This is a genomic window from Crossiella sp. NPDC003009, from assembly GCF_053591555.1.
The window spans coordinates 52913-79883 of record NZ_JBSFUA010000042.1 but is presented as its reverse complement, the minus strand read 5'-3'; the positions used below and the strand labels follow the sequence as shown (position 1 = coordinate 79883).

At 71.7% G+C, this 26971-nt stretch carries 31 protein-coding genes and 2 riboswitches; of the genes, 9 read left to right on the top strand and 22 right to left on the bottom strand.

Features of this window, described 5'->3' with window-relative positions:
- Positions 1-217: 217 nt before the first annotated feature.
- The 13 genes from gcvP to ACWDY5_RS32340 all read right to left on the bottom strand — a co-directional run bounded on the left by gcvP (position 218) and on the right by ACWDY5_RS32340 (position 11423).
- On the bottom strand, positions 218-3100 hold the full coding sequence (gcvP, locus tag ACWDY5_RS32400; RefSeq protein WP_449725946.1) for an aminomethyl-transferring glycine dehydrogenase: 2883 nt from the start codon (positions 3098-3100) through the stop codon (positions 218-220).
- Positions 3101-3143: 43 nt separating this feature from the next.
- Positions 3144-3257: riboswitch (glycine riboswitch) on the bottom strand.
- Positions 3258-3357, bottom strand: a riboswitch (glycine riboswitch).
- Positions 3358-3513: 156 nt separating this feature from the next.
- Positions 3514-3903, bottom strand: a complete 390-nt coding sequence (locus ACWDY5_RS32395) for a hypothetical protein (protein ID WP_449725945.1) — start codon at positions 3901-3903, stop codon at positions 3514-3516.
- A gap of 280 nt (positions 3904-4183) precedes the next feature.
- Positions 4184-4750, bottom strand: coding sequence for a MerR family transcriptional regulator (locus ACWDY5_RS32390; RefSeq protein WP_449725944.1), 567 nt, complete (start codon positions 4748-4750; stop codon positions 4184-4186).
- A gap of 408 nt (positions 4751-5158) precedes the next feature.
- A complete protein-coding gene (locus ACWDY5_RS32385; protein WP_252481562.1) occupies positions 5159-5632 on the bottom strand; it encodes a bifunctional nuclease family protein in 474 nt (157 codons plus the stop codon).
- Positions 5633-5794: 162 nt separating this feature from the next.
- Positions 5795-6523, bottom strand: a complete 729-nt coding sequence (gene ftsR, locus ACWDY5_RS32380) for a transcriptional regulator FtsR (protein WP_449725943.1) — start codon at positions 6521-6523, stop codon at positions 5795-5797.
- Entirely contained in the window at positions 6520-6975 is a 456-nt protein-coding gene (gene garA, locus ACWDY5_RS32375; protein WP_252481560.1) for a glycogen accumulation regulator GarA, read from the bottom strand. Before garA ends, ftsR begins: the two co-directional genes overlap by 4 nt.
- A gap of 116 nt (positions 6976-7091) precedes the next feature.
- A complete protein-coding gene (gene gcvH / locus ACWDY5_RS32370; protein WP_449725942.1) occupies positions 7092-7478 on the bottom strand; it encodes a glycine cleavage system protein GcvH in 387 nt (128 codons plus the stop codon).
- 48 nt (positions 7479-7526) lie between these two features.
- A complete protein-coding gene (locus ACWDY5_RS32365) occupies positions 7527-8264 on the bottom strand; it encodes a DUF881 domain-containing protein (RefSeq protein WP_449725941.1) in 738 nt (245 codons plus the stop codon).
- Position 8265: 1 nt separating this feature from the next.
- Entirely contained in the window at positions 8266-8598 is a 333-nt protein-coding gene (locus tag ACWDY5_RS32360; protein WP_252481557.1) for a small basic family protein, read from the bottom strand.
- Positions 8595-9476: a DUF881 domain-containing protein gene (locus ACWDY5_RS32355; RefSeq protein WP_449725940.1), complete on the bottom strand. Its 882-nt coding sequence runs from the start codon at positions 9474-9476 to the stop codon at positions 8595-8597. The genes ACWDY5_RS32360 and ACWDY5_RS32355 overlap by 4 nt, the downstream gene beginning before the upstream one ends.
- Positions 9466-10092: a CDP-alcohol phosphatidyltransferase family protein gene (locus ACWDY5_RS32350; protein WP_449725939.1), complete on the bottom strand. Its 627-nt coding sequence runs from the start codon at positions 10090-10092 to the stop codon at positions 9466-9468. Before ACWDY5_RS32350 ends, ACWDY5_RS32355 begins: the two co-directional genes overlap by 11 nt.
- A 110-nt stretch (positions 10093-10202) precedes the next feature.
- Positions 10203-10433 carry a hypothetical protein gene (locus ACWDY5_RS32345; protein WP_252481554.1) on the bottom strand — a complete coding sequence of 77 codons (231 nt, stop codon included), beginning with the start codon at positions 10431-10433 and terminating at the stop codon, positions 10203-10205.
- A gap of 276 nt (positions 10434-10709) precedes the next feature.
- Positions 10710-11423: a DUF6319 family protein gene (locus ACWDY5_RS32340; RefSeq protein WP_449725938.1), complete on the bottom strand. Its 714-nt coding sequence runs from the start codon at positions 11421-11423 to the stop codon at positions 10710-10712.
- 137 nt (positions 11424-11560) lie between these two features.
- Here ACWDY5_RS32340 and ACWDY5_RS32335 point away from each other — a divergent pair, with 137 nt between their 5' ends.
- On the top strand, positions 11561-11956 hold the full coding sequence (locus tag ACWDY5_RS32335; protein ID WP_449725937.1) for a hypothetical protein: 396 nt from the start codon (positions 11561-11563) through the stop codon (positions 11954-11956).
- On the opposite strand, the gene ACWDY5_RS32330 is transcribed toward ACWDY5_RS32335, so the two are convergent.
- On the bottom strand, positions 11953-12228 hold the full coding sequence (locus ACWDY5_RS32330; protein ID WP_449725936.1) for an STAS domain-containing protein: 276 nt from the start codon (positions 12226-12228) through the stop codon (positions 11953-11955). The genes ACWDY5_RS32335 and ACWDY5_RS32330 overlap by 4 nt on opposite strands.
- Before the next feature lie 131 nt (positions 12229-12359).
- On the opposite strand from ACWDY5_RS32330, the gene ACWDY5_RS32325 reads away from it, so the two are divergent.
- Genes ACWDY5_RS32325 through ACWDY5_RS32315 form a run of 3 tightly spaced genes read left to right on the top strand, consistent with a single transcriptional unit; the run spans position 12360 to position 16005 of the window.
- The gene (locus tag ACWDY5_RS32325; RefSeq protein ID WP_449725935.1) at positions 12360-13364 is read left to right on the top strand and encodes a chemotaxis protein CheB; all 1005 of its coding nucleotides are present in this window, start codon (positions 12360-12362) and stop codon (positions 13362-13364) included.
- A gap of 4 nt (positions 13365-13368) precedes the next feature.
- Positions 13369-14124 carry an ATP-binding protein gene (locus ACWDY5_RS32320; RefSeq protein WP_449725934.1) on the top strand — a complete coding sequence of 252 codons (756 nt, stop codon included), beginning with the start codon at positions 13369-13371 and terminating at the stop codon, positions 14122-14124.
- Positions 14125-14157: 33 nt separating this feature from the next.
- Positions 14158-16005: a CheR family methyltransferase gene (locus tag ACWDY5_RS32315; protein ID WP_449725933.1), complete on the top strand. Its 1848-nt coding sequence runs from the start codon at positions 14158-14160 to the stop codon at positions 16003-16005.
- A 1-nt stretch (position 16006) separates the two neighbouring features.
- Here the strand turns inward: ACWDY5_RS32315 and glmS are convergent, their stop codons facing one another.
- Together glmS and ACWDY5_RS32305 are read right to left on the bottom strand one after the other, a co-directional pair.
- Entirely contained in the window at positions 16007-17824 is a 1818-nt protein-coding gene (gene glmS / locus ACWDY5_RS32310; RefSeq protein ID WP_449725932.1) for a glutamine--fructose-6-phosphate transaminase (isomerizing), read from the bottom strand.
- Positions 17825-17837: 13 nt separating this feature from the next.
- On the bottom strand, positions 17838-18110 hold the full coding sequence (locus tag ACWDY5_RS32305; protein WP_449725931.1) for a hypothetical protein: 273 nt from the start codon (positions 18108-18110) through the stop codon (positions 17838-17840).
- A 116-nt stretch (positions 18111-18226) separates the two neighbouring features.
- Between ACWDY5_RS32305 and ACWDY5_RS32300 the strand changes: the two genes are divergently transcribed.
- Complete coding sequence (locus ACWDY5_RS32300; RefSeq protein WP_449725930.1) at positions 18227-19036, top strand: alpha/beta hydrolase family protein; 810 nt, start codon at positions 18227-18229, stop codon at positions 19034-19036.
- Here ACWDY5_RS32300 and ACWDY5_RS32295 read toward each other — a convergent pair.
- The 3 genes from ACWDY5_RS32295 to ACWDY5_RS32285 form a co-directional block, all read right to left on the bottom strand.
- Positions 19026-19640, bottom strand: coding sequence for a class I SAM-dependent methyltransferase (locus tag ACWDY5_RS32295; protein ID WP_449725929.1), 615 nt, complete (start codon positions 19638-19640; stop codon positions 19026-19028). The two genes, ACWDY5_RS32300 and ACWDY5_RS32295, sit on opposite strands and share 11 nt — an antisense overlap.
- A 62-nt stretch (positions 19641-19702) precedes the next feature.
- Entirely contained in the window at positions 19703-20872 is a 1170-nt protein-coding gene (gene kynU, locus ACWDY5_RS32290; RefSeq protein WP_449725928.1) for a kynureninase, read from the bottom strand.
- Between the two features lie 14 nt (positions 20873-20886).
- Positions 20887-21726 carry a tryptophan 2,3-dioxygenase gene (locus ACWDY5_RS32285; protein WP_449725927.1) on the bottom strand — a complete coding sequence of 280 codons (840 nt, stop codon included), beginning with the start codon at positions 21724-21726 and terminating at the stop codon, positions 20887-20889.
- 126 nt (positions 21727-21852) lie between these two features.
- On the opposite strand from ACWDY5_RS32285, the gene ACWDY5_RS32280 reads away from it, so the two are divergent.
- Entirely contained in the window at positions 21853-22308 is a 456-nt protein-coding gene (locus ACWDY5_RS32280; protein ID WP_252481542.1) for an Lrp/AsnC family transcriptional regulator, read from the top strand.
- Here the strand turns inward: ACWDY5_RS32280 and ACWDY5_RS32275 are convergent.
- Positions 22233-22958, bottom strand: a complete 726-nt coding sequence (locus ACWDY5_RS32275; RefSeq protein WP_449725926.1) for a hypothetical protein — start codon at positions 22956-22958, stop codon at positions 22233-22235. The genes ACWDY5_RS32280 and ACWDY5_RS32275 overlap by 76 nt on opposite strands.
- Before the next feature lie 56 nt (positions 22959-23014).
- Between ACWDY5_RS32275 and ACWDY5_RS32270 the strand changes: the two genes are divergently transcribed.
- The gene (locus ACWDY5_RS32270) at positions 23015-23620 is read left to right on the top strand and encodes a TetR/AcrR family transcriptional regulator C-terminal domain-containing protein (RefSeq protein WP_449725925.1); all 606 of its coding nucleotides are present in this window, start codon (positions 23015-23017) and stop codon (positions 23618-23620) included.
- Here the strand turns inward: ACWDY5_RS32270 and ACWDY5_RS32265 are convergent.
- Together ACWDY5_RS32265 and ACWDY5_RS32260 are read right to left on the bottom strand one after the other, a co-directional pair.
- Positions 23604-24401 (bottom strand): enoyl-CoA hydratase-related protein, encoded by a 798-nt coding sequence (locus tag ACWDY5_RS32265; RefSeq protein WP_449725924.1) that lies wholly within the window; start codon positions 24399-24401, stop codon positions 23604-23606. The two genes, ACWDY5_RS32270 and ACWDY5_RS32265, sit on opposite strands and share 17 nt — an antisense overlap.
- 11 nt (positions 24402-24412) lie before the next feature.
- Complete coding sequence (locus tag ACWDY5_RS32260) at positions 24413-25591, bottom strand: thiolase family protein (protein ID WP_449725923.1); 1179 nt, start codon at positions 25589-25591, stop codon at positions 24413-24415.
- Positions 25592-25638: 47 nt separating this feature from the next.
- On the opposite strand from ACWDY5_RS32260, the gene ACWDY5_RS32255 reads away from it, so the two are divergent.
- Positions 25639-26394: an SDR family NAD(P)-dependent oxidoreductase gene (locus ACWDY5_RS32255; RefSeq protein WP_449725922.1), complete on the top strand. Its 756-nt coding sequence runs from the start codon at positions 25639-25641 to the stop codon at positions 26392-26394.
- Positions 26391-26789, top strand: coding sequence for a RidA family protein (locus ACWDY5_RS32250; RefSeq protein ID WP_449725921.1), 399 nt, complete (start codon positions 26391-26393; stop codon positions 26787-26789). Before ACWDY5_RS32255 ends, ACWDY5_RS32250 begins: the two co-directional genes overlap by 4 nt.
- The last annotated feature ends 182 nt before the right edge of the window (positions 26790-26971 follow it).

The following is a 26971-nucleotide window of genomic DNA, read 5'->3' as shown; positions in this document are numbered from 1 at the left end:
CTTTGTTGGCGGCGGTTGCTGTGAGCGTCTGCTCGCGGGGATGTGGTGCGATGTCTCCAGGTTGACGGGCATGGGGAACCTCAAGACTTCGGACATGTTTTGAAAAGCCAGCCCGGCTGCTGGTCTCTTGTCGCGAACCCCGGGGGGACTACGCCGAGCGCCCCGGACCTTTCGGCCCGGGGCGCTCGGCGGTGTTCTTTGTTTGTCTGTCTGTCCGTCAGCTCTCGAAGGCGCTGATCGGCGGGCAGGAGCAGACCAGGTTGCGGTCGCCCTTGGCGCCGTCGATGCGGCGGACCGGGGGCCAGATCTTCGGGCGGTCGGTCTTGACCGGGAAGGCGGCCTCGGCGCGGGTGTAGGGGTGGTTCCAGTCGCCGGTCAGGCTTTCGGCGGTGTGCGGGGCGTTGCGGAGGGGGTTGTCCTCCACCGGCCACTCGCCTGCGCCGACCTTGTCGATCTCCTTGCGGATGGCGATCATGGCCTCGCAGAAGCGGTCCAGCTCGGCCAGGTCTTCGCTCTCGGTGGGTTCGACCATGAGGGTGCCCGCCACGGGGAAGGACATGGTGGGGGCGTGCAGGCCGTAGTCGGCCAGGCGCTTGGCCACGTCGTCGACGGTGACGCCGGTGGCCTTGGTGATGGGGCGCAGGTCCAGGATGCACTCGTGGGCGACGAAGCCGCCCTCGCCGGTGTAGAGGACCGGGAAGTGCTCGTCGAGCTTGCGGGCCACGTAGTTCGCCGCGGCGACGGCGGTCAGGGTGGCGCGGCGCAGGCCGTCGGGGCCCATCATCCGGACGTAGGCCCAGGAGATGGGCAGGATCGAGGCGCTGCCCCACGGGGCGGCGCTGATCGGGCCGACGCCGGTGGCCGGGCCCGCGGTGGGCTGGAGCGGGTGGTTGGGCAGGAACGGCGCGAGGTGCTCACGGACGCCGATCGGGCCGACGCCGGGGCCGCCGCCGCCGTGCGGGATGCAGAAGGTCTTGTGCAGGTTCAGGTGCGAGACGTCGCTGCCGAACTTGCCGGGACGGGCCAGGCCGACCAGGGCGTTGAGGTTCGCGCCGTCGACGTAGACCTGGCCGCCCGCCTCGTGCACCAGCGCGCACACCTCGGCCACCGTCTCCTCGTACACGCCGTGCGTGGACGGGTAGGTGATCATGATGGCGGCCAGGTCGTCGCGGTGGGCCTGAACGGTCTCGCGCAGGTGGCCCAGGTCGATGTTGCCCTTGTCATCGCATCGGACCACGATCACCCGCATGCCGGCCATCACCGCGCTGGCGGCGTTGGTGCCGTGCGCCGAGGACGGGATCAGGCAGACGTCGCGGGCCTGCTCACCGCGGCTGCGGTGGTAGGCGCGGATGGCCAGCAGGCCGGCGAACTCGCCCTGGCTGCCCGCGTTGGGCTGCACGCTGACCGCGTCGTAGCCGGTGACCTCGGCCAGCCAGGCCTCCAGGTCGTGCACCAGGGACAGCAGGCCCGCGGCGTCGGCGGCGGGTGCGAAGGGGTGCAGGTTGGCGAACTCCGGCCAGGTGATGGACTCCATCTCCGTGGTGGCGTTCAGCTTCATCGTGCAGGAGCCCAGCGGGATCATGCTGCGGTCCAGGGCCACGTCCTTGTCGGAGAGGCCACGCAGGTAGCGCAGCAGCGCGGTCTCCGAGCGGTGGGTGTGGAACACCGGGTGGGTCAGGTAGTCGGAGGTGCGGACCAGCTCGGCCGGCAGCGCGTCGGCGGTCTCTGCGTCCAGCGCGTCGACCTCGCCGGTGACGCCGAAGGCCTGCCACACCAGGGCGAGGTGCTCGCGGGTGGTGGTCTCGTCGCAGGCGATGCCGACGTGGTCGTTGTCGGCGAAGCGCAGGTTGACGCCGAGGGCGCGGGCGTTCGCCACGACCTCGGCGGCGCGGCCCGGCACGTGCGCGAGCACGGTGTCGAAGAAGCGGTCGTGCTTGGTGTCCACGCCACCGGCGCGCAGGCCCGCGGCGAGCACCGCGGCCAGGCGGTGCACCCTGGTGGCGATGGCGCGCAGGCCGTCGGGGCCGTGGTAGACCGCGTACATCGCGGCGATCACCGCGAGCAGCACCTGGGCGGTGCAGATGTTGCTGGTCGCCTTCTCCCGGCGGATGTGCTGCTCACGGGTCTGCAGCGCGAGCCGGTAGGCCGGGTTGCCGTCGGCGTCCACGCTCACCCCGACCAGGCGGCCGGGCAGCTGCCGCTCCAGGCCGGAGCGCACCGCCATGAACCCGGCGTGCGGGCCGCCGAAGCCCATCGGCACACCGAAGCGCTGCGTGGTGCCCACCACCACGTCCGCGCCCCACTCCCCCGGCGGGGTCAGCAGGGTCAGCGCGAGCAGGTCGGCGGCCACCGCGACCTGGGCGCCGCGCTCGTGCGCCTGCTCCACCAGCGCCCGGTAGTCGCGGACCTCGCCGCCGGCGCCGGGGTAGGACAGCAGCACGCCGAAGAACTCGCCCTCGGGCAGGCCCTGCGCCAGGTCGGCGAGCACGATCTCGATGCCCAGCGGCTCGGCGCGGGTCTCGATCACCGCGATGGTCTGCGGCAGGCTGTCCGCGTCCACCACGAACCGCGGCGACTTGGCCTTGCCCGCCCGGCGCACCAGCGTCATGGCCTCGGCGGCCGCGGTGCCCTCGTCCAGCATGGAGGCGTTCGCGGTCTCCAGGCCGGTCAGGTCGGCGACCATGGTCTGGAAGTTGAGCAGCGCCTCCAGGCGGCCCTGCGAGATCTCCGGCTGGTACGGGGTGTAGGCGGTGTACCAGGCCGGGCTCTCCAGCACGTTCCGCTTGATCACCGGCGGGGTGATGGTGCCGTAGTAGCCGAGGCCGATCATCGGGGTGCGCAGCGTGTTCCGGTCGGCCAGCGCGCGCAGCTCGGCCAGCGCCTCGAACTCGGTGGCCGGCGCGGGCAGCGCGAGGGACAGCTCACCCTCGCGGATCACCCGGGGCACCGCCCGCTGGGCCAGCTCCTCCAGCGAGCCGACCCCGATGACGTCGAGCATCCGGGCCAGCTCAGCCGGCCGCGGACCGACGTGCCGGTCGGCGAAAGGAGTGCCGTGCTCCAGCGCGGCCAAGGGGATGCGATCGGGGTTCGGCTGGGTCATGCTCTCGCCTCCGGCGCCTAGGGGTGGGCATGCGGAACTGCCCTCCCCCTCTGTCCGTACCCGGTTTCCGGGCGCCTGAGAGCTTCACCCGGCCAGTGCGGCGCCGGACTTGCACCGTCGGCGGGTCCACGCGAACGCGGACCGCTTTCCAGAGGTGTCTGCCCACACGGTCCGCTTGGCCTGAGAGGTTCCGGGGAGGAGTTGCTCCTTCGGCGCCGGACCGATGGCTCCGGTCCGGGCTCTCCCGCGTGGGGATCACGACTACGCGCGAATCCTACCCCGCCTGAGTTAACCGGAAGTTTCCGACGTGCCCGAGAACACCAGGTCACCGGCCGTGGTCGCGAACGGACACAGGGCGTGGCCGGGCCGCCACCGCGCGCAGCCTGCCGGGATGCGCGCGGCGGCGGCGCGGGTCAGGAAGCCTGCTGGGCGCCGCAGGAACGCACCGCGCCGTCCGAGCTGACCAGGCACAGCCGGAACGCGGTCGGGCGGGCGCCCGGCCACGGGAAGCCGCGGGCCACCCGGTGCTCGCCGGCGCCGCAGGCCGGCGGCACGTTGACCGCGCCCCAGCCGCTGCCCGCGGTCCACTGGACCTGGTAGCAGTCCGCGCCCGCGGTGCTGAGCGTGCCCTCGAGCTTGTAGGTGCAACCGATGATCGGGTTGCACACCGTGTCCTTGGTGCCGGTGAACTTGCCCTGCTCGTGCCCGAAGCTGATCGGCGCGGGCGCGGCCTGGGCCAGCGGAGCGGAGACGCCGAAAGCGGCCAGGGCGAGCGCGGCCACAGTCAGCAGACGTCGAGTCATGGTGGAACCCCCAAGTGCGGGCGGCTGCTCCCTGGGCAGCCGTCAGCGGGAGCTTAAGCAGCGGCGAACGGCCGCTCCGAGGGGTTTCAGCCAGAACTGAACCAGGGTGTGTCCGCTGGGTCACGTCTGCGAGAGTCGTGATCGGTTTGGTCGCTGGCGGCGCGGCCGGGACGCCCTCATACCGGGCGTATCCGGGTGTTCCGGCCGTGCCGTCAGCGGCCAAACCGGCGCGGCTATCGCAGGCGTGACCCGGCGGACACACCCTAGGGGCAGAACTGGTTCAGCCGGTCTGCCGGTCGCGGCGCTTGCGGGCCAGCTCGTCGTCCTCGCCGGGCAGCAGCTCCACGCCGTCGGCCCGTTCGGCCGGGAACTCGTGGATGGTGCCGCTGATCTCGCGCATCGCCCCGCTGACCGCGATGCCGAACACGCCCTGACCGCCCTGCAGCAGGTCGACCACCTCCTCGGGGGAGGTGCACTCGTAGACCGTGGTGCCGTCGCTGAACAGCGTGATCCGGGCCAGGTCGCGCACGCCCCTGCGGCGCAGGTGGTCCACCGCGACCCGGATGTTCTGCAGCGAGACGCCGGTGTCGAGCAGCCGCTTGACCACCTTCAGGACCAGGATGTCCTTGAAGGAGTACAGGCGCTGGCTGCCGGAGCCGTGGGCACTCCTTATGGTCGGCGAGACCAGTCCGGTGCGGGCCCAGTAGTCCAGCTGGCGGTAGGTGATGCCGGCGATCTGGCAGGCCGCCGGGCCCCGATAGCCGACCAGCTCGTCCGGCAACGACAGGTCAGGGAACAAAGCACCCTGCTCGGGCGCGCCTCGATGGCTTGGCGCTTCCTCGACCACGCGTGCCTCCCCTCGGCCGACCCTCCGGTCGGCAACGGCGACCGCACGCCCGTGTCCCCACCGGCGTGTCGGTCCTGAGCAGGCGGCCGGGAAACTGGTTCTGCCCCGGCGCGATTGACTCGCCACCGACGGTAAGACGGGCCATCCCCCGGGTCAACGCGACGCGCGGGGAAGGGACCACCGTCCCGCCCGGCGCCTCGGTCGTCCTCACTCTTCTGAACCGATACCCGCGCCGTCACCTGGTCGGACGGTGACGACCGGTCCGGCATCCCAGCACAACCGCCACAAGATCACAGCTTGACCACACGATGGTGTGACGGCGGAGAGTGGTTGATCACTGAACGACTCGGGCCCCTGGACCGTCGGTGACGGCGGTCCAGGGGCCCGAGTGGAAAGTATGCGTTGTCTCTAGGTGTCCGCCCCGCGGAAGTCCTCCGGTGACACGGAGTCCAGGAACTCGCGGAACTTCTCCACCTCGTCCTCCTGCTCGTCCGGGATGACCAGGCCCGCCTCGGCGAGCACCGCCTCCTCGGCGTGGATGGGCACGCCGACCCGCAGCGCGAGCGCCACCGAGTCGCTCGGCCGGGCCGAGACCCGCACATCCCCGTCGAAGACCAGCTCCGCGAAGAACGTGCCCTCCTGCAGGTCGGTGATCCGGACCTGTTCGAGCTGCCGCCCCAGTGCCCCGATCACGTCCTTGAGCAGGTCGTGGGTCAGCGGCCGGGAGGGCCGCACCCCCTGCTGCTCCAGCGCGATCGCGGTCGCCTCCACCGAGCCGATCCAGATCGGCAGATAGCGGTCACCTTCGGTTTCACGCAGCAGCAGGATCGGCTGGTTCGCGGGCAGCTCCACCCGCACACCGACGACGCGCATCTCGCTCATCGGAACTCGCCTCCTCCAGTGCGTTGGACCGCAATATCCCCGCCACTACGAGGATCGCGTACCGACTCCTCCGACGCTACCCGCCGCAGGACACGGTTGCCTGCTCCAGCCCATGTCATCGCGGGCACGAACATCACGTTTCGGCCGCGACCTGCGCGGGAGTCACCCGCCGGTCACGCCCCGCAGGCCGATCTTGACCAGCAACGTGTGCAGCGTCACGGACAGCGCGGCCAGCTCTCTGACCACCTCGTCCGCCCTCGCCCGCGCGTCGCGGTCGCGCTGCCGGGCAAGTGGCGCAGCGATTTGCTCCACCAGCCCTACTTCCCGGTCGGCGGAGGAACGAAACGCGCGCAGGTGCCTGGGTTCGATGCCGAACTCGGTCATCGCGCGCACGGTGCGCACCAGCGCGGCGGTGTCGGAGTCGTAGAACCCGGCCGCCCCGGCCCTGACCAGGCCGTAGCGCTCCAGCTCGACCAGGGTCGCGCCGTCGATGCCGGTGCGTTCCAGCAGCTCCTCGCGGGTCAGCCGGACCTCACCGCCGGGCGAGAACGCCTCGGCGCCGGGCAGGCCGTCCACCGCGACCAGGGTGCGCGGCGGGCGCGGGGAGGCGCCCGCAGGCACGTCACCGCTGTCGAATGCCTCCAGCTGCTCCTTGATCACCTTGAGCGGCAGGTAGTGGTCCCGCTGCGCGGCGAGCACGAAGCGGAGGCGTTCGACGTCGACCGGCGAGAACTGGCGGTACCCCGACGGGGTACGCGCCGGGCGGACCAAGCCTTCCGACTCCAGGAACCGGATCTTGGAGATGGTCACCTCGGGGAACTCGGCCCGGAGCTGCGAGAGCACCGTGCCGATGCTGAGGCCACCATGCTGGGGCCGCCCGGCCGCCGTCACTGAGCCGGTGCGCCGGGGCCGGTCAGGAAGACCAGTCGGAACTTGCCGATCTGGACCTCGTCCCCGTTGGCCAGCACCGCGGTGTCCACCGGGGCCCGGTTGACGTAGGTGCCGTTGAGGCTGCCGACGTCGACCACGACGAACTCCCCGCCCTCACGGCGGAACTCGGCGTGCCGCCGGGAGACGGTGACGTCGTCGAGGAAGATGTCGCTGTCGGGGTGACGGCCCGAGCTGGTGGTGTCGCGGTCGAGCAGGAAGCGCGAGCCCGCGTTCGGGCCGCGCTTGACCACCAGCAGGGCGGACCCGGCCGGCAGCGCGTCGACACCGGAGATCGCCGGCTCTGGGGCCGCGGTCTCGGTGCCCTCGACCTCGGCGAGGAAGTCGGCCCGGAAGACCGAAGTGGACTCTGCGGGACGCTCCGGCGGAACGCCGGGCCCGTCGTGCGTGCTCACCTGAGTGCTCCTCGTGCCCGATGGATCTTGCGAAGTGTCCTGCCAACGTACCGTGTTGGTCTGTTCGTTCCCTGAGCGGCTCCTGCGCTTGCCGAAGAGCCGGCGAAAGATCGAGATCACGCTTCGCTGATCTTCTCGGCGTAGGCGGCCGCGTCCAGCAGGCCGTCCAGCGCGGCGGCGTCGTCGAGGCGCACCTCGAACAGCCAGCCCTCGCCGAAGGGATCGGAGTTGATCGTCTCCGGCGCGGTGACCACGGCTTCGTTGACCGCGGTGACCTCGCCGCCGACCGGCGCGTAGATATCGGAGACGCTCTTGGTCGACTCGACCTCGCCGATGCTGTCGCCGGCCTTGACCGTGTCACCCACCGAGGGCGGCTGCACGAACACCACGTCGCCCAGTGCGCTCTGCGCGTAGTCGGTGATGCCGACGCGCACCACGCCATCGCCGGTGACCTGCACCCACTCGTGGTCGTCCGTGTACTTCAACTGCTCGGGCACATTCACCGAGTGTTCCCCTTCCGTGCCGGTGCGACGTGCCGACCAACCCTTGTGTCAACCGGCTGGTCGAGCGTATTTCTGCTTGCGTTCCGCCCGCAACGCGGTGATCTCCACGCGGTCCTGTTGCTGGATGCGTGTCGAGCCGCCCTTGCGTTCCACTGTGTCCACCACCCCGCCGGGGATGTTCAGTGCCGCGGCAAGAGTAGGGGGATCGCCGATGGCCGTGATCACGTAGGGCAGGGTCAGGGTGGTCCCGTCGATCCGGATCAGCCCGTCCGCGCCGGTCAGCGCGGTGTCCACACCCACCCGGACCGGACCGGCCTGCAGCGCCTCGGCGCCGGCGTTGCGCAGTTCCTGGATCACGTCCAGCAGCACCTCCGGCCCCAGCTTGCCCGAGCCGTCGCCGATCTCCACCCGGAGTCCGGGTCCGGTCACCGGCACCGTGCCGGTGAGCACGGCCAGCGCGGTGGCCCTGCGCCTGGCCTCCTCCAGCGCGGCCGCCGAGGCGGTGCCGCCCTCCTGGAGCTTGCGCAGGGTGGCCTCGGACTCGGCGATCTCCTTGCGCAGCGCGGCCTCGCGCTCCTGCAGCCCGTCCAGCAGCACCACCAGGTCCTGCGGGCGGGCCTCGGCCAGGCCCTCGCCGGTCTGGGTACGCCGGACCTGGGCGACCAGCGCGACGCCGAGCACCACGCACAGCACCACCATGGTCGACCCGGTGACCCAGCGGTTGTCCCTGATCTTGATCAGCCGGTGTTTCGCGCCGGTGCGCTTGGGCAGCCCGTTGCCGGTCATCTCAGGCCTTGAACAGGTGTCGACGGATGGCCGCGGCGTTGCCGAAGATCCGGATGCCGAAGACCACCACCACCGCGGTGGACAGCTGCGCGCCCACGCCCAGCTCGTCGCCCAGCCACACGATGAGCGCGGCGATGACCACGTTGGAGACGAAGGAGACCACGAAGACCTTGGCGTCGAACTTGCCGTCCAGCCGGGCCCTGATGCCGCCGAAGAGCGCGTCCAGCGCGGCGACCACGGCGATCGGCAGGTAGGGCTGGGCCCATTCGGGCACCGTGGGGTCCAGCCACAGGCCGAGCAGGACCCCCATCGCGAGGGCGAACAGGGCGATCACCGTTTTCCTCCCGGTGTGCTCGTGGGCGGCGGTGTGCTCTTGGCCGATGAGGTCGGGGGCGGGGCCGGGGTGAGGGTGGCGGCCAGGCGGCCCTCGGTGATCCCGGCGGCGGGCAGGCGCAGCTCGTCCCGGTTCTCCACGGTGAACACCGTGCCGTAGTCGGCGGCGAAGGCGAGGAAGCGTCGGTAGGCCTCGGTGTGCGAGAGCGCCTCGCGCATCTCGGCAGGCGGGCCGATCGCCTCCAGCAGGTAGGGCTGGGTGATCGGCCGGTTGTCCACCAGCATCGCGCCACCGGCCTGCCGGATGGTGGCCCTGGGCTGCAACCGGACGCCGCCCACCGCGACCGCCTCGGCCCCGCTCGACCACAGCGCGTTGACCAGCACCTGCAGGTCGCGGTCCAGCACGTTCTGGTGGTTCTGCTCGCCGCGGGCGATCGGGTCGCGCACGGTGATGGCCAGTCCCGGCCCGCGCACCGCGATCGCGCCCGCGGCCTCGGTGAGCGCGCTGAGCCGCTCCAGCTCGGCCCGGCCGGCCTCGTCGCCGTCGAGGGCCTTGCCGCGGGCCCGGTCCAGCGCGGCGGCCAGCTCGGCGGCGCGGCGGCTCAGCTCCTCGGTCTCGGCCCTGGCCGCGGCCACGTCGTCGGCCAGGCTGCGCCGGGTCTGGTCCGCGCCGGGCGCGCGCTGGGTGGCGTCGGAGGCGGCCACGCCCATCAACAGCCCGGCCACCAGCGCGCCGGTGACCAGCCAGAGCTTGTGGCCGCGCCGCTTGGCGGGTTCGCCGTCGCGGCGGCGGTGGGCCTCGTCGTAGCCCGCGTCCAGGTGGTCACCGAGCAGCTGGCCGAGGATGCCCAGCTCGCCCGGTTTCGGATCAGCCGCCACTGGCCTGGGCGAGCCGGGCCGGGCTGCCCGCGCGCAGCGCGCCGCCGAGCTGGATCAGGTAGAGCACGGCCGCCCACACGTACATCGCGCCGCCCCAGATGGTGAAGGCGTAGGCCAGCGGCCGGAACCACTCCGCGCCGGTGTAGGTGCCGTCGGTGAGCAGCAGCAGCGGGAAGGCGTACATCAGGCAGAAGGTGGCCGCCTTGCCGACGTAGTGCACCGGGAACGGCCCGTAGCCCAGGCGGCCCAGCACGAGCACCGCGATGCCGAGCACGACCTCCCGGCCGACCAGCACCGCGACCACCCACCAGGGCACGATGTCGCGGATCAGGAAGGCGATCAGGGTGGCCAGGATGTAGAGCCGGTCGGCCGCCGGGTCCAGCAGGGCGCCGAGGCGGCTGGACTGGTTGAGCCAGCGGGCCAGCTTGCCGTCCAGCCAGTCGGAGAGACCGGCGACGACGAGCACGATCAGCGCGAGGATGTCCGCTTTCGGGCCCAGCAACAGCCACAGGAACAGCGGGACTCCGGCGAGCCGGAGGAAGCTCAGGATGTTCGGAACGGTCCACACCCGGTCCGGCAGCTCGGCCTCGGCCGGTTCCTGCCTGGTGCTGCTCACTCGTCCCCTCCAGCCACCCGTCTGATCCGCGCTGCTCAGGGTGCCACACCGGTTCGGGGTCGATGTGGGGTGGCCCGAGGGGATCAGACGGGTGGCGAGGGCGCCGCGACTCAGATGTCGCGGCGGGTGCTCCACCCCTGACGCTGCAGATCCGCATTCGTCAGCAACTGCGCGCGGCCCCGGTCATCGACGCCGGCCCAGCGGGAGCGGCCGAAGCCCTGCTCCAGGACGTACGCGTGTCCGCCGCTCCAGACCACGCTGCACGGCGCGGTGGGCAGGCTGGACCGGCGCGTCGTACTCGCCGGGTCGTCGATGGTCGCGGAGACCGTCTGTGCGCTCATGGTGGGCGGCACCTCCATCAGGTAGTTCGGCTCGCCGCGGTTGAGCGTTGGCGGCGATGAACCAATGATGTGGTGCGCACGACAGGTTTAGGGCCGAATCGGGTTGGGTAGCGGTGACCGGCGCCACGGCGTCGGTGAGCTGTCGGGCACACTTCGTCCCGACTAAAGAGTTGATGTGCCCTGGACCGTATTTCCGCAGGTAGAACTGCTGATCGAAAAAAGCGACGGAGCCGCGCGCACTGCGCACGGCTCCGTCGGTGAACGGTTGAGCGGGCCTCAGCCGGCCAGCTCCTCCAGTGCCTGCTTGGCGGCTTCCAGCTCCGCCTGGAGCTGTTCGACGCGCTGACGGTGCCGCTCACGGGCGGCGTCGATGACGGCCTGGACGGCCTCGGCCGCCTCCTCCGGCAGCTCGGCGGCCAGGTTCGCCACGTTCGCCGCGGCGACCGGTGCGGGCTTGACCTTCTTCTTGCCGCTGACCACCTCGACGCTCCACTCGCCGTCGGCGGTGGCGGTGAGGGTGACGGTCAGCTCGGCCGCCCCGGCGGCAGCGGCCTTCTTGGCCGCGGGCTTGGCCGGCTTCGGCTTCTCGACGGGCTTCTCGGCGGCGGCGGGCGTGGCGGACTCGGCCGCGGGGGCGGCCGGTGCCGCGGACTCGGCCGCGGGCGCCGGCGCGGGGGACGCGGGCGCCTCGTTGGGGGACTCGGCCTCGGCCGTGGTCACGGGAACCTCCTCGGTTGGGGGCGCCGTCCGCTTGCGGGACGGCTTGACGATGGTGACTTCGCTCGGTGAGAAGGACAGCACGTCCATCGACCCGGTCGGCCGGACCTGGATGAAGTCGCCCTCCGACTCATCACCCAGGGCCAGCACCTTGCCGGAACGACCTTCCTCGACGCCAACGGCCGAGGAGGTGAACCACACGATCGGAAGCCTGCCCTCGGCGAGCTCACCGCGAACGTGCTCCAGATCCTGCTCCGACAATGCCTGGGGCATCGACAACTCTTCTCCTCGCAGGGGGTTTGATCTTGATGATCTTGGCCAGCGCGAGAAAGCTTGCCGCACACCCCCGACAAAACATATCGGGAGGGTCCGAAGCGCTGCGGGCGGCCGTCGGCAGGCATGATCGGGGCATGACGCAGCAGAACGTGTGGCTGGCCGACGCCGACGGCAACCTGGTCCGGGCCGCCCAGGTGACCGGCCTGACCGTGTACGCCCTCGGCGGCTACCCGGTCGGCAAGGACGCTCCCGGCGAGGTCACCCTTCGCGCCGACCTGGCCGCCACCGCCCCCGACGGCTCCGCGCTGACCCGCACCCTGACCCCCGCGCTGCCCTTCGCGGTGGTGGACGAGCTGCGCAAGCACCTGGTGCAGCAGCTGGCCAAGCTGGGCGCCTCGGCCGATCCGGTGGTGCTGCGGGTGGAGCTGAAGGACAACGTGATCCGCTGGACGGTGGACCGCTTCGGGGCTCGCGCCGAGGCCGCGCCCGCTCCGGCCGAGCCCGCGCCGGCGACGTCCGCCCCGGCCTAACAGCCCAGCTGCCGGACCGCGCCGGTCAGCTGGAACACCTTGCGCACCAGCCCGCGCGCGCCGGTGCAGCGCAGGCTGCCGCCGAGCGCGTGCTGGGTGCGCTGGGCGGTCAGCAGCACGCGCAGGGTCGCGCAGTCCAGGAAGGCCACCTGGCGGAGGTCGACCACCAGTTCGGTGCCCCCGCCGGCGTTGCCCGCCAGCGCGCGCCCCAGCTCCGGCGCGGCCGCCAGGTCGATGTCGCCGCGGACGAACACCGTGGTGGTCGCTCCCACGCGCACCACTTCGACTTCGATCTTCGAGGCCGCCGCCGCCATGCACAGGATGTTTCCCGGTCCGGCGGCCGGGGAAACGGCCATTCGGCCGATGTCGGTTCGACCCAGCCCATCGTGGGTAGTTTGCAGCCATGACCCGCCGGGATGTGGTGGCCATCGGGGCTTCCGCGGGTGGGGTCGAGGCGTTGTGCGCCGTGGTCGGCGCCCTCCCCCCTGCCCTGCCCGCCGTGGTGCTCGTGGTGTTGCACGTCCCGCGCAACGCGCCCAGCGCGCTGCCCCGGATCCTGAGCCGCTGCGGACCGGTGCCCGCCCGCCACGCCGTGCACGGCGACCTGGCCCGGCCCGGCCACATCTACGTGGCGCCGGCCAACCACCACCTGCTGCTCACCGACGGCCGGATCCAGCTCTCCCACGGCCCCGCGGAGAACAACCACCGGCCCGCGGTCGACCCGCTGTTCCGCTCGGTGGCCAGGGCGGTCGGGCCAAGGGCGGTCGGGGTGGTGCTCTCCGGGGCGCGGGATGACGGCACCGCGGGGCTGGCCTCGATCAAGGCGGTCGGCGGGCTGGCGGTGGTGCAGGACCCGGCCGAGGCGGTGCACCCCTCGATGCCGGTCAGTGCCAGGGAACACAACGACGTCGACCACGTGCTGTCCGCGACCGAGATCGGCGAGCTGATCGGCAAGCTCGCGGTGGCCTCGGCGCCCTCGGCCGCCGGGACCGTGGACGACCTGCTCACCGCGGAGGCGGAGATGGCCGAGTTCTCGCCCATGACCACCGACGAGCTGGGCGCGGCGCCCGCGGGCCTGGGCTGTCCGTCCTGCCACGGCGCGCTGTTCGACCTGCCGGGCGAACCGGCGCCCCGGTTTCGCTGCCGGGTGGGGCACGCCTGGTCCCCCGAGACGTTGATGGCCGAGCAGGGCGTGGCGATGGAGAACGCGCTGTGGGTGGCGTTGCGCGCGCTGGAGGAGAAGAGCGCGCTGGGCCGCCGGATGGCCGAGTCGGCCACCGAGCGCGGCAACACCTGGGCGGCGCGCCGCTTCGCCGACAACGCCGCCGAGGCCAAGGCCGCGGGCAGACTGGTGCGCGACCTGATCAACCGGGTCGCGACCGGACCGCCGGATCCAGGAGAGGGCTGAGCCGATGAGCGGCGAGCTGACCTGCCAGGTAGACCAGAGCCATCCGGTGACGGTGGTGCGGCCGCGCGGGACGCTGCGGGTCGGCAGCGCGCCCGCGCTGCGCGCGACGGTGGCCAAGTGCCTTGCCGAGCAGCCCGCGGGGGTGCTGCTGGACCTGACCGGGCTCCAGCTGGGCGATGAGGTGGCGCTGACGGTGTTCCCGGCGCTGAGCCGCCGGGCCGCGGAGTGGCCGGCCGTGCCGGTGGCGCTGTGCTCGGTGCCGCAGGCGATCTACGCGCCGATGGCGCGGATCGGGCTGGTCCGGCACCTGCAGCTGTTCCCCGGCCCGGCCGAGGCGCTGGCCACGCTGGCCAAGGGACCGCCGCCGACGGTGCTGCGCGACTGGTATCCGCCGGAGGCCACCGCCTGTCATCAGGCGCGCCTGGTGGTGGCCGATGCCTGCGCGGCCTGGCGGGTGGAGGAGCTGTCCGAGGACGCGGTCATGGTGGTGAACGAGCTGGTGGCCAACGCGGTCCGCCACGCGGGCACCCGGTTCGAGCTGACCGTGGCCATGCGCGGGACCTACCTGTGCCTGTCCGTGCGCGACGGCAGCGCCGCGCCGCCGGTGCTGGCCAGGCGGCCGGACCGGCCCGGCGGCAAGGGCATGGTGTTGATCTCCAAGATGGCCACGGCGTGGGGGCACCTTTCCGCGGTGGGCGGCAAGGTGGTGTGGGCTACGCTGCGGTCACGGCAGCCGGGTGCCGGTCGTAATGGGCGGTAGCCGCGGCGCGGCAGGCGCACCGGAAGGGCACACGTGACCGAGACCGAGCCCCAGTTCGAGGCACTCCTGGTCTACCTCAAGGAAACCAGGGGGTTCGACTTCACCGGGTACAAGCGGTCGAGTCTGGTGCGCAGGGTGCAGCGGCGGATGGCGCAGCTGCGGGTGGAGGACTACACGGAGTACCTGGACCAGCTCCAGGTGCACCCGAAGGAGTTCACCACGCTGTTCAACACCATCCTGATCAACGTCACCAACTTCTTCCGGGACACCGACGCGTGGGACTACCTGCGCGCGGAGGTGCTGCCGGAGCTGCTGGCCGACAAGGACCCGGACAGCCCGATCCGGGTGTGGAGCGCGGGCTGCGCCTCCGGCGAGGAGGCCTACACCCTGGCCATGGTGCTGGCCGAGCTGCTCGGTCCCGAGGAGTTCCGGCGCCGGGTGAAGATCTACGCCACCGACGTGGACGAGGAGGGCCTTGCCCAGTCCCGGCAGGCCACCTACACCGACCGGGAAGTCCGCGACGTGCCGCCGGAGCTGCTGGAGCGCTACTTCGAGGCCACCGGCAACCGGTACACCTTCCGCCAGGACCTGCGCCGCTCGGTCATCTTCGGCCGCAACGACCTGGTGCAAGACGCGCCGATCTCCCGGATCGACCTGCTGGTCTGCCGCAACGCGCTGATGTACTTCAACGCCGAGACCCAGGGCCGGATCCTGTCCCGGCTGCACTTCGCGCTGAGCGAGACCGGGGTGCTGTTCCTGGGCAAGGCCGAGATGCTGCTCAGCCACAGCACCCTGTTCACCCCGATCGACCTGAAGCGGCGGGTCTTCCGCAAGGTCCCCCGGCAGCTGCCGGTGAACGGCGTCATGTTCGCCGAGCTGCCCGTTCCGCTGCCCAGGGCCGAGCTGACCGGCCTCGACCGGCTGCGGGACGAGGCGCTGGCGAACAGCCCGGTGGCGCAGATCGTGGTCAACTCCGACGGCCTGGTCGCGGTGACCAACCGGGCGGCGGAGACCTTCTTCGGCGTCACGGCCAAGGACATGGGGCGGCCCTTCCGCGATCTGGAGATCTCCTACCGGCCGGTGGAGCTGCGGCGCTACATCGAGCAGGCGCAGCTGGACCGGCGCACGGTGCTGGTCGCCGACGTGGAGTACCACCGCGCCGCCGGTGAGCTGCTCTACCTGGAGATCCAGGTGAACCCTTTGGTGGACAGCGAATCCGGGCTGCTGGGGGTCACACTGGTCTTCCACGACGTGACCTCGGCCCGCCGGTTGCAGGACGAGCTGGAGCACGCCAACCGGCAGCTGGAGACCGCCTACGAGGAGCTCCAGTCGACCAACGAGGAGTTGGAGACCACGAACGAGGAGCTCCAGTCCACGGTGGAGGAGCTGGAGACGACCAACGAGGAGCTCCAGTCCACCAACGAAGAGCTGGAGACCATGAACGAGGAGCTGCAGTCCACGAACGACGAGCTGCAGTCGATCAACGATGAGCTGCGGGAGCGCTCCGGCGAGCTGGACGCGGCCAACGGTTTCCTGGCGGCGATCCTGACCAGCCTGCGCTCCGGGGTGGCCGTGCTCAACCGGGACCTGCACGTGCAGGTGTGGAACCGGCGGGCCGAGGACCTGTGGGGGCTGCGGCCGGAGGAGACCGTCGGCCAGCACTTCCTGAACCTGGACATCGGCCTGCCCGTCGACCAGATCCGCCCGACCATCAAGCAGATCCTCAACGGCGGCGGGGACAGTCAGGAGCTGGAGCTGGCCGCGGTCAACCGCCGGGGGCGCGCCATCACCGTGCGGGTGCTGTGCTCGGCGCTGCGCGCCCCCGGCGCGGAGACCACCGGGGTGATACTGCTGATGGAGCCCGAGGAGTCCGCGGCCTAGGTCACTCCACGGTCAGGCTCTTGGCCAGGTTGCGCGGCCGGTCGATGTCGCGGCCCAGCTTCTCCGCGATGTGGTGGGCGAACAGCTGCAGCGGGATGCCCAGCAGCACCGGGTCCAGCTGCACCTCGTTGCGCGGCACGAACAGCACGTCGTCGGCCAGCCCTGCGGGCAGCTCGGTGTTGGTCACCGCGATCACCGGGCCGCCGCGGGCCTTGATCTCCTCGATGGTGGCCAGGTTCTTGCCGAAGGTCTCATCGGCGGGGATGACCACCACCGAGGGCATCTCCGGGTTGATCAGCGCCAGCGGGCCGTGCTTGAGCTCGGCCGACTGGTAGGCCTCGGCGTGGATGTAGGAGATCTCCTTGAGCTTCTGCGCGCCCTCGCGGGCCACCGGGTAGCCGCGCACCCGGCCCACGAAGAACATGTGCCTGGCCTCGGCGTACTTGTGCGCGACGGTGCGGACCGCGTCCTCGGCGGCCAGGATCTCGCTGAGCTGGTCCGGCAGCCTGCGCAGGCCCTCGACCAGGCGCTTGCCGTCAGCCAGGCTCAGGTCGCGGACCCGGCCCAGATGCAGGGCGAGCAGGGCGAAGGAGGCGGCCATGTTGGTGAAGGACTTGGTGGCCGCGACCGAGACCTCGGGCCCGGCGTGCAGGAACAGGCCGCTGCCGCACTCGCGGGCGATGGCGCTGCCGACCACGTTGACCACGCCGAGCAGGCGGCCGCCCTTGCGCTTGAGCTCGGCCACCGCGGCCAGCGTGTCGGCGGTCTCGCCGGACTGGCTGACCGCGATGTAGAGGGTGTCGGGGTCGATCACCGGGTTGCGGTAGCGGAACTCGGAGGAGGGTTCGGCGTCGGCGGGGATCCGGGCCAGCTCCTCGACCAGGGTGGCGCCGATCTGGCCCGCGTAGTAGGAGGATCCGCTGCCGAGGAACTTGACCCGGCGGATCGAGCGCACCTCGCGGGCGTCCAGGCCGACCCCGCCCAGGCGGGCGGTGGAGAACCGCTCGTCCAGGCGGCCGCGCAGGGCCCGGTCGAGTGCGGCCGGCTGCTCGTGGATCTCCTTGTGCAGGAAGGTCTCGTGGCCGCCGCGGTCGTAGTCCTCCACGCTCATGGCCAGCGTGGTGGGCGTCTTGGCCACGGCGGAGCGGTCCAGGCGGCTGGTGCGGTACTCCCCCGCGCGCACGGTGGCCAGCTCGCCGTCGTCGAGGTAGACCACCTGCTGGGTGAAGCGGACCAGGGCGGCCACGTCGGAGGCGATGAACATCTCGTCGTTGCCGATGCCCAGCACCACCGGGGAGCCCTGCCTGGCCACCACCAGCTCCTGCGGGAACCTGGTGTCCAGCACCACGATCCCGTAGGTTCCCTCCACATCGGACAGCACCTCGCGGACCGCGTCCTCCAAGCGCTCGGCCTGGCTGCGCGCGATCAGGTGGGCCAGCACCTCGGTGTCGGTCTCGGAGCTGAACTCCACACCCGCCGCGGCCAGCTTGGCCCGCAGCACCTCGGCGTTCTCGATGATGCCGTTGTGCACCACCGAGATCCGGCCGGTGGTGTCGGTGTGCGGGTGCGCGTTGGCGTCGGTGGGCTCGCCGTGGGTGGCCCAGCGGGTGTGCGCGATGCCGATGCCGCCGGTGAGCTTGTCCGGCACCAGCTCGCGCAGCTCGGCCACCCGCACCGCGGCCTTGACGACCTTGGCCTTGTTCTTGCTCAGCACGGCCAGCCCGGTGGAGTCATAACCCCGGTACTCCAGCCGATGCAGGCCCTCCAGCAGCACCTCGGCGGCATCCCGATGCCCGACGTACCCGACAAGTCCGCACATGCGCGATTTCTCCCTATCCGTAGACCATCCGGCGAAGCTGCCGGGCGGACAGCCGCGGCGCCGCCACCGGGCGCGCGGCCAGCTCCGCCGCCACGATCGACCAGATGTCGTCGTTGCGCCGGTTCCGCCGCCTCAGCTCCCGGTGCCGCCGCCGGACGTAGTCCTCGACCGGCTCGGCGTAGTACCCGATGACGTCACTGACCACCCTGGCCGCGACCGCGGCGGGCAGGCCGGTGCTGGCGGCCACGTGCCGCACCAGCTCCTCCGGCAGCGGCGCCACGCCCACAGGTACCTCCGAGGCCTGAGACTGCCCGGCGTGGGGCCGGGCGAGCAACTTCCCTGCCCGAATCCGGGCAAGCCAGCCTCCCATACTCGGTTGACCGGCGGTGTTAGCGTCGCGGCGTGGCCGACTCGCGTGACGTGCTGACCCGCCCAGCGCCCGCCCCCGACCGGGTGCTGCGCTACGGCCCCGGACCGGACCGGGTGATCGACCTCCGGTACCCGGTGGCCGAGGGCCCGCACCCGGTGATCGTGGTGGTGCACGGCGGTTTCTGGCTCGCCGAGTACGACCGCACGCACACCGGCCCGATGTGCGCCGCGCTGGCCGACGAGGGCTACCTGGTGGCCACGATCGAGTACAACCGGGTGGGTCAGCCAGACGGTGGCTGGCCCGGCACCCTGGACGACGTGGCCGCCGCGATCGACGCGCTGCCCGGCCTGCTCGGCGCGTCGGCCGATCCCGATCGGGTGGTTCTGCTCGGCCACTCCGCGGGCGGGCACCTGGCGATGTGGGCGGCCAGCCGGCACCGGCTGCCCGCGCACAACCCGTGGCACCTGCCCCGGCGGCCCGCGATCCGGGGCGTGCTGTCCCTGGCCGGGGTGCTGGACCTGGTGCTGGCCAACGAGGAGCACCTGGGCGACGGGGCGGTGGCCGGGCTGCTCGGCGGCCAGCCCGACGCCCACTGGGAGCGCTACGCCGCGGCCGACCCGACCCGGCTGGTGCCCACCGGGGTGCGCGGCATCCTGCTGCACGGCCTGGCCGACCCGTGGGTGCCGCCGGAGGTCAGCCGCTCCTACGCGGCCACCGCCGTCGCCTCCGGCGATCCCACCGAGCTGCGCGAACTGCCCGGTGAGGACCACTACGGCGTGATCGACCCGGAGTCGGCGGCCTGGCCCTCGGTGCTCAAGGCGCTCTCCGACCTCACCGCCTGACGCGGACCGCCTTGAACACCAGGTCCTTGGTGTGCCGCGCGTCCGGCGGCAGCGGTTCCGGGCGCGGCCGGAGCTCGTCGATCACCACCTCCCAGCCCTCGTCCAGCAGCGGCCGGAAGTCGGCCGGCCGGTAGAAGTCGGCCATCCGCACCACTCGCCCGTCGTGGCCCTCGTGGTCGCCGATCTCGTCGAAGTGGTGGTTGGTCACCAGCAGCGTGCCGCCGGGGGCCACCGCCTCGGCCAGCGCGCGCAGCGGGGCGGTGCCGTTGGCCTTGAACAGCGGCAGGAAGCTCGCGGTGACCAGGTCGAAGGCGGCCGCGGGCGGCGCGGCGACGGCCAAGTCCAGGTGCAGGGTGTCCACCGACCAGCCCCTGACCTGCGCCGCAGCGGCCACCTTGGCCAGCGCGACCGAGGAGATGTCGGCGGCGGTGACCTGCCAGCCCTGTCCGGCCAGCCAGAGCGCGTCGCCGCCCTCACCCGCGCCCACGTCCAGGGCGCGGCCCGGCGGCCGGCCCTGGACCTCGGTCACCAGCACGCCGTTGGCCGCGCCGCTGAACACCTGCTCCCGCTCGCGGTAGAGCGTGTCCCAGTACTTCTCGTCCATGCCGCTCACCTTGCGCCCGGCTCGACACTAGCGGCAAGTTTCGTTGCCGAAGCGGCAACTCCTCAGAGCACGTCGGCGATGACCTGCACCGCGGTCAGCGCGTCGGTGTAGCGGACGTAGAGCGGGGCGAAGCCGAAGCGCAGCACGTCCGGCGGCCGGTAGTCGCCGATGACCTCGCGGGAGATCAGCTCCTTCATCACCTGGCCTGCCTCGGGCACGGACAGCGCGATGTGGTTGCCCCGGTTCTCGGTGCGCGGGGTGCGCACGGTGACCCGGTCGCCGAGCAGTTCGTCCACACAGGACAGGAAGAAGTCGGTGAGCCGCAGGCCCTTGGTGCGCACCTCGGCGATGCTGGCCTTGTCCCAGACGTCGAGTGCGGCGTCCAAGGCCAGCATGGACAGGATGTCCGGGGTGCCGGTGCGGCCACGGGTGACGCCGCTGTCCGGGGTGTAGCCGGCGGCCATCGCGAACGGGTCGGCGTGCCCGCACCAGCCTGACAGCGGCTGGTCGAAGCTGGCCTGGAGTCGTTGCGGCACATAGAGGAACGCCGGTGCGCCCGGTCCGCCGTTGAGGAACTTGTAGGTGCAGCCCACCGCCAGGTCGACCTGGTGCGCGTCCAGCTCCACCGGCAGCGCGCCGACGCTGTGGCACAGGTCCCAGACCACCAGCGCGCCGGCCCGGTGCGCGGCCTCGGTGATCGAGCCCATGTCGTGCAGCACGCCGGAGCGGAAGTCGACGTGGTTGGCCAGCAGCACCGCGGTGCGCTCGCTGACCGCCTCCGCCGCCTCGGGCATCGGGACCTGCCGGAGCTCCACCCCGGTGAGGCGGGCCACCGACTCGGCGATGTAGCCGTCGGTGGGGAAGGTCGCGGCGTCCACCAGCAGTTCCGGGCGGCCGGGGTTGAGCCGGATCGCGGCCACCAGGGCCTTGAACAGGTTGACGCTGGTGGAGTCGCCGACCACCACCTGGCCGGGCGCGCTGCCCACCAGCGGGGCGATCCGCTCGCCGATGCGTTCCGGCGCGCGCCACCAGCCCTCGCCCCAGCCGCGGATCAGCCTGCGGCCCCACTGCTCGTTGACCACCTCGGCCAGCCTCGGCGCGACCGCGCTGGGCAACGCGCCGAGGGAGTTCCCGTTGAGGTAGACCACTTCCGGGTCCAGGTCGAACTCGTCCCGGCAGTGCGCGATCGGGTCCAGCGCGTCCAGTTTCCTCGCCGTGTCGGCCAAACTCATGGTTTCCTCCACACTCAGACGTAGCTGCGCGCGGTCCACAGCTCGGGGAACACGGTGCGCTGCACGCGTTTCTCCAGCCAGGCCACCCCGGCCGAGCCGCCGGTGCCGACCTTGGCGCCCATCGCGCGGCGGGTGGCCAGCAGGTGGTCGTAGCGCCAGCGGGCGAACTCCTCGGCGATGTCGGTGAGCACCTCGCCCAGTCGCTGCTCGTCGTGGTGCTCGGCGCGGTCGGAGTAGATCAGCGTCCAGACCTTCTCCACCTCGGGATCCGGTTGGTACGCCTGGGTGAAGTCGCGTTCCAGGGCCGAGCGCGGCACCGGGTAGCCGCGCCGGTGCAGCAGGGCCAGCGCGTCGTCGTAGAGGCTGGGCTTGGCCAGCGCCGCCTCCAGTTCGGCGTGCATCGCGGGCACCGCGCGGTGCGGCACGATCAGCGAGGCGGACTTCTCCCCGAGCAGGAACTCCACGTGCCGGTACATGCCGGACTGGAACCCGGAGCCCTCACCGAGGTTGGCGCGGAAGGCGTTGAACTCCTCCGGCGTCATCCTGGCGATGGAGCGCCAGGCCGCGTTGAGGCCCTGCACGTGCAGCACGCTGCGGTGCAGGGTGCGCACCGTGGAGTCCAGGTCGTCGGCGCGCATCTCGGTCTGCGCCTGCCGCCACTCGAAGCACAGCAGTCCAAAGTAGAGCTCCATGATCTGCGTGATGACCAGGAAGGACATCTCGCCGGGGTCGCTGGACCAGCGCTGCTGCAAGGAATGCAGCACCGATGCGTGCACATAGTCTTCGTACGGGGTGGTGCCGCCGAAGTCCAGCTTCGGCTCGGCCATGATCGGACAGCCGCCGGTTTCGGTCATGGTTCCTCCCTTCGTGGCAGACCTCCATTCCATCGCTGTCCCCGGCAAACCGGAATGGGCGGCGGGATCGATTCCGGCGGCCCTGCCTTGCGTTCGAAACCGGTTGGTGCGCTTAGGCTCACGTTCGTGAACTCGGAGCTGGACAAGGTGGACTGGGCGCTGCTGGAGGCGCTGCAGGCGGACGCGCGCCTGTCCTACAACGAGCTGTCGCGCCGGGTGCACGTCTCGCCACCCACGGTGGCGCAGCGGGTGCGCAGGCTGGAGCAGCTCGGTGTGATCGCCGGGTACCACGCGCGGGTGGACCCGACCGCGGCCGGGCGACCGGTGATCGCGCTGGTGCGGATGAAGTGTTACGGCGCGCGCTGCATCACCGTGCACCCCGAGCTGCTCGACGACTGCCCCGAGGTGCTCGAGGTGGTGCGGCTGACCGGCGACATCTGCTCGGTGGTCAAGGTCGCCGCCGCCTCCATCCGGGCCCTGGAACGCCTGCTGGAGCGGCTGGCGACCTACGGCGAGACCTCCAGCGCGATGGTCCTGTCCACCCCGGTGGACTGGCGGCCGGTGACCGAACCGAGCGACTGACGCCACCAGGCGATCCCCAGTCCCAGCACCCACAGCTGCACCAGCCCGGCCAGCGGCGCCACCACCGGGAAGCCGACGCCGGGCACCCGCAGGAACATCAGGCAGCCGCCGAGGAACCAGCCGGTCGCCGGAACGAGCCCGGCCAGGCACAGCCAGCCCGGCGCGCGCCGGGCGCGCCACAGCACCACCGCCCACACCGCGAAGGACAGGCCGAAGAGCACCTGCACCAGCATCGTGGTGGAGCCGACTACGGCCCGGAACAGCAGGTCCAGCCCGGCCATCGCCTGCGCCCGGTCGGCGTGATCGCCGTGCGCGCCGGCCTCGGCGAGCTGGGCGAAACCGAAACCGTCCAGGGCGAAGTCGATGGCGAAGACGGTGAAGGCGATGCCCAGCAGCGGCCGGGCGAAGCGGGCCAGCAACGCGCCCGGACCGGTGGTGATCAGCGAGCCGACCGCGGTGAAGGCGAACACCCACAGCAGCAGGGCCAGGATCGTGCCCAGGTGGATGGCCCGCCAGTCCCGGCCGAGCACGTGCCCGGCCAGCTCGTGCGCGGTGCCGGGCAGGAAGCCGTGCACCAGGGTGAGCAGCACGTAGGCCAGCGAGCCGATGATCGCGCTCGCGGCGGCGGCGCGCAGTGCCGTCTTCTGCATCAGAGACCCCCTCTATCAGTGATAGGGAGAAATCTATCACTGATAGAGTGCAGGCTGTGGCGATCGACCTCCCCCAGATCACCGCGGCCGCGGTGCGGCTGCTGGACGAGCACGGCCTGGCCGGGCTGAGCACCCGGAAGCTGGCCGCCGAGCTGGGCGTCCAGTCACCGACGCTGTACTGGCACGTGCGCGACAAGGACGAGCTCCTCGACCTGGTGGCCGAGGCAATCTGCGCGGAGGCCTTCGACATCGACGAGTCGCTGCCCTGGCGGGAGCAGCTGGCCACCGGGCTGCGCCAGTTCCGGGCGCTGCTGCGCTCGCACCGGGACGCCGCGCAGCTGCTGCGCGCCCGCCCGCCGCGCGGCCCGCACCGGCTGGGGCACATCGAGACCACCACCCGGATCCTGCTGGACGCGGGCTTCTCCCCCGCCGACACGGCCGCGATCTCGGTGCTGCTGGCCGACCACGTGCTCGCCTCCGCCGCCGAGGACGACCGCAGGGCGGGCACGGCTCCGCGCGCCGGACTCAGCCCGCCGGAAGGCTTTCCGCACCTGGCGCGGGTGGCCCCGGCCTACCGGGAGCTGACCGGGGAGGCGCTGTTCGAGCTGGGCGTGCAGGTGCTGCTGGACGGCCTGGCCGCGCGGCTCAACGGTACGGCTTGAAGTCCGGGCTCCGCTTCTCCGCGAACGCGGCCGCGCCCTCCCGGCCCTCCGGCGTCTCGGTGAACAGCTCAAGCCCGTCGAAGGCCAGGTGCGAGATGCCGCCGATGTGGTCGGTGTCGGCGTTGAAGGAGTGCTTGAGGAAGCGCAGCGCGGTCGGCGAGTAGGAGCCGATCTTGCGCGCCCAGGCGCGGGCGGTGTCCAACAGCTCGGCGGCCGGGACGACCTGGTTGACCAGGTTCCAGCGCTCGGCGGTGTGCGCGTCGAAGAGGTCCAGCAGGAACCAGATCTGGCGGGCCCGCTTCTCCCCCACCACCCTGGCCAGGTAGGCCGAGCCGAACCCGGCGTCGAAGGAGCCGACCCTGGGCCCGGACTGGCCGAAGCGGGCGTGCTCGGCGGCCACGGTCAGGTCGCAGAGCACGTGCAGCACGTGGCCGCCGCCGACCGCGACGCCGTTGACCGCGGCGATCACCGGCTTCGGCACGTCCCGGATGATCCGGTGCAGCCGCTCGATCTCGAAGGTGCCCCACTCGGTCTCGCCGTAGCCGCCGGTCTCGGCGCGTTCCTTGACGTCGCCGCCGGCGCAGAAGGCCTTCTCCCCCGCGCCGGTGAGGATGATCGCGGCCACCCGCTTGTCCGCCCAGGCGTGCTTGAACGCCGCGATCAGCTCGTCCACCGTGCGGCCGCGGAAGGAGTTCATCCGCTCCGGCCGGTTGATGGTGATCACCGCGTGGTTGTCCTCTTCCACGGTGTAGCCGATGTCGGTGAAGTCCTCGATGCGCACGACTCGTCCTCTCAGTCCGTCTCGACGAGCACGGCCATGCCCTGCCCGACTCCGATGCAGGCCGCGACCACGCCGAGGCCGCCGCCGCGCCGCCGCAGGCCACGCGCGCAGTCCACGATCGCGCGCGGCATCGAGGCGCCCAGCGGATGACCCAAGGCGATCGCGCCGCCGTCCGGGTTGACCAGCCCAGCCTCCAGCGGACAGCCCTCGGCCGCCAGTTGGTCCATTGTGGACAGAACCATGGCGGCGAACGCCTCGTTGATCTCCCAGCGGGCGATGTCCTTGGCGGACAAGCCGTTGCGGCGCAGCAGGGTGAGGATGGCCGGGACCGGGGCGACGGCGAAGCGGTGCGGGTCGGTGGCCGCGGTGGCGCTGTCCCTGATCCGGGCCAGCGGGGTCAGTCCGAGTTCGGCGGCGGCCTCGCGGGTGCCCATCAGGGTGGCCAGCGCGCCGTCGGAGAGCGGGGAGGAGTTGCCCGCGGTGACCGCGCCCTCGGGGCTGAACGCCGGGCGCAGGCGGGCGAGCGCGGCGGCCGAGGTGTCCGGTCGCAGCGCCTCGTCCCTGGTGACGGTCTCCACCGCCATGACCCAGTCGTGCCAGCCCTTGTCCCAGGCGGTGGCGGCGAGCTGGTGGGAGCGCAGGGCCCAGTCGTCCTGGGCCGCACGGCCGATGCCGAGCTCCGCGGCGACCTGTTCGGCGCAGGCGCCCAGGCTCGCGGTCCACTCGGCGGGGAACCTGGGGTTGACCAGCCGCCAGCCGAGCGCGGTGGACACCATCTCCATCCGCTGCGGCAGGACCTCATCGGGCCGCGGCACCACGAACGGGGCCCGGGACATGCCCTCCACGCCCCCGGCGATGACCACCCGGCCCGCGCCGACGGCGAGCAGCCGCGCGGCCTGCACCATCGCTTCGCCGCCCGAGGCGCAGAGCCGGTTGACGGTCACGCCGGGCACGGTCACCGGCAGTCCGGCCAGCAGCGCGGCCATCCGCCCGATGTTGCGGTTCTCCTCGCCGGCGCCGTTGGTGTTGCCGTAGACCACCTCGTCCACCAGCGCCGGCTCCAGGGCCGGGTTGCGGCGGAGGAGCTCGGCGATGGGCAGGGCGGCCAGGTCGTCGACCCGGACACCGGCCAGCCCGCCGCGGTGGCGGCCGAACGGGGTGCGCACGGCATCGAGCAGGTAGGCGTCCATATGTCGTTATCTTGACGGTCGTCACCAACGTTTGACAAGCTTTGCCGGTGATCGCACGTATCGCCCTGGTCACCGGGGCCGGCCGGGGCATTGGCGCGGCCGTGGCCCGCCGGTTGTCGGCTGACGGGCATCGGGTGGCACTGACCGCGCGCAACGAGGCTGAGCTGCGGGCGGTGGCGTCGTCGTTGCCCGGGGAGTCGCTGGTGCTGCCCGCGGACCTGACTGAGCCGGGCGCGGTGGACTCCCTGTTCGACGCGGTGGAGGCGGCGTGGTCGCCGGTGGAGATCCTGGTGGCGAACGCGGGGTCGGGCACTGCCGCGCCGTTGCACCGGATCTCGGACAGTGAGTGGTCGACCACTCTTGCTTTGAACCTGACTGCGCCGTTTCAGTGTTTCCGGCGGGCCGTGCCGGCGATGCGGTCGGCGGGGTGGGGGCGGTTGGTCGCGATCGCGAGTACTGCGGCGAAGCAGGGTGAGTCGCACATCGCTGCTTACACGGCGGCCAAGCACGGGGTGCTGGGGCTGGTTCGGTCGGCGGCGGCCGAGTTGGCGAAGACCGGGGTTACGGTGAACGCGATCTGTCCCGCTTATGTGGACACGCCGATGACGGATCGGACGGTGGCGGCGGTGGCGGCGCGGACCGGGCGGGCGGAGGATGAGGTCCGGGCGCAACTGGGGGCGAAGCAGCCGATCGGGCGGATGATCACGCCGGATGAGGTTGCGGATGCGGTGGCGTTCTGCGTGGCCAGTGCCGGGTTTACCGGGCAGGGGTTGAACATCGACGGTGGGACGGTGCAGTCGTGAGCCAGGAACGCGTCAATCCGGTCGAGCTTGCCAAGCCGTCGGGGTTCAGCCACGCGGTGGTGACCACCGGGAGCCGCGTGGTTCACCTGGCTGGCCAGACCGCGCTTGATGCCGACGGGAAAGTTGTTGGCGGGGACGTGGTGGGGCAGTTCAGGCAGGCTTTGGGGAATCTGCTGGTGGCGTTGCGGGCTGCGGGTGGGTCGGCGGATCAGTTGGCTTCGTTGACGGTGTATTTGACGGATGTCGATGACTACAAGAGTCGTGCCAAGGAGATCGGGGCGGTGTGGCGCGAGCTTGTGGGTGGGAGTTATCCGGCGATGGCGGCTGTTGGGGTTTCTCGGTTGTGGGATCGGGAGGCTGTGGTTGAGCTGCAAGGGGTTGCTGTTTTGCCGTAGGGGCAAGAGCGAAGCATGGGGGAAAGGCAAAGGACGCAGGCTTGGTCTTGAGGTTCCCCATGCCCGTCAAGCTTCCGAAAGCGAACCACCTCCCAGCGAGCAGCCGCCGTTGCGCTGCTTGGGTTTGGCGGCGGTTGCCGTGCGCGGCTGCTCGCTGGGATGTGGTTCGATGTCTCCAGGTT

Coding starts and splice junctions, on each gene's coding strand:
- ACWDY5_RS32345 (WP_252481554.1), bottom strand. CDS start 10,433: ATGAGCGCACAGACGGTCTCCGCGACCATCGACGACCCGGCGAGTACG.
- ACWDY5_RS32285 (WP_449725927.1), bottom strand. CDS start 21,726: ATGACCGAAACCGGCGGCTGTCCGATCATGGCCGAGCCGAAGCTGGAC.
- ACWDY5_RS32325 (WP_449725935.1), top strand. CDS start 12,360: ATGACCCGCCGGGATGTGGTGGCCATCGGGGCTTCCGCGGGTGGGGTC.
- ACWDY5_RS32395 (WP_449725945.1), bottom strand. CDS start 3,903: ATGACTCGACGTCTGCTGACTGTGGCCGCGCTCGCCCTGGCCGCTTTC.
- ACWDY5_RS32335 (WP_449725937.1), top strand. CDS start 11,561: ATGACGCAGCAGAACGTGTGGCTGGCCGACGCCGACGGCAACCTGGTC.
- ACWDY5_RS32340 (WP_449725938.1), bottom strand. CDS start 11,423: ATGCCCCAGGCATTGTCGGAGCAGGATCTGGAGCACGTTCGCGGTGAG.
- ACWDY5_RS32260 (WP_449725923.1), bottom strand. CDS start 25,591: ATGGACGCCTACCTGCTCGATGCCGTGCGCACCCCGTTCGGCCGCCAC.
- ACWDY5_RS32295 (WP_449725929.1), bottom strand. CDS start 19,640: ATGGACGAGAAGTACTGGGACACGCTCTACCGCGAGCGGGAGCAGGTG.
- ACWDY5_RS32385 (WP_252481562.1), bottom strand. CDS start 5,632: ATGAGCGAGATGCGCGTCGTCGGTGTGCGGGTGGAGCTGCCCGCGAAC.
- ACWDY5_RS32320 (WP_449725934.1), top strand. CDS start 13,369: ATGAGCGGCGAGCTGACCTGCCAGGTAGACCAGAGCCATCCGGTGACG.
- glmS (WP_449725932.1), bottom strand. CDS start 17,824: ATGTGCGGACTTGTCGGGTACGTCGGGCATCGGGATGCCGCCGAGGTG.
- kynU (WP_449725928.1), bottom strand. CDS start 20,872: ATGAGTTTGGCCGACACGGCGAGGAAACTGGACGCGCTGGACCCGATC.
- ACWDY5_RS32365 (WP_449725941.1), bottom strand. CDS start 8,264: ATGACCGGCAACGGGCTGCCCAAGCGCACCGGCGCGAAACACCGGCTG.
- gcvP (WP_449725946.1), bottom strand. CDS start 3,100: ATGACCCAGCCGAACCCCGATCGCATCCCCTTGGCCGCGCTGGAGCAC.
- ACWDY5_RS32275 (WP_449725926.1), bottom strand. CDS start 22,958: ATGCAGAAGACGGCACTGCGCGCCGCCGCCGCGAGCGCGATCATCGGC.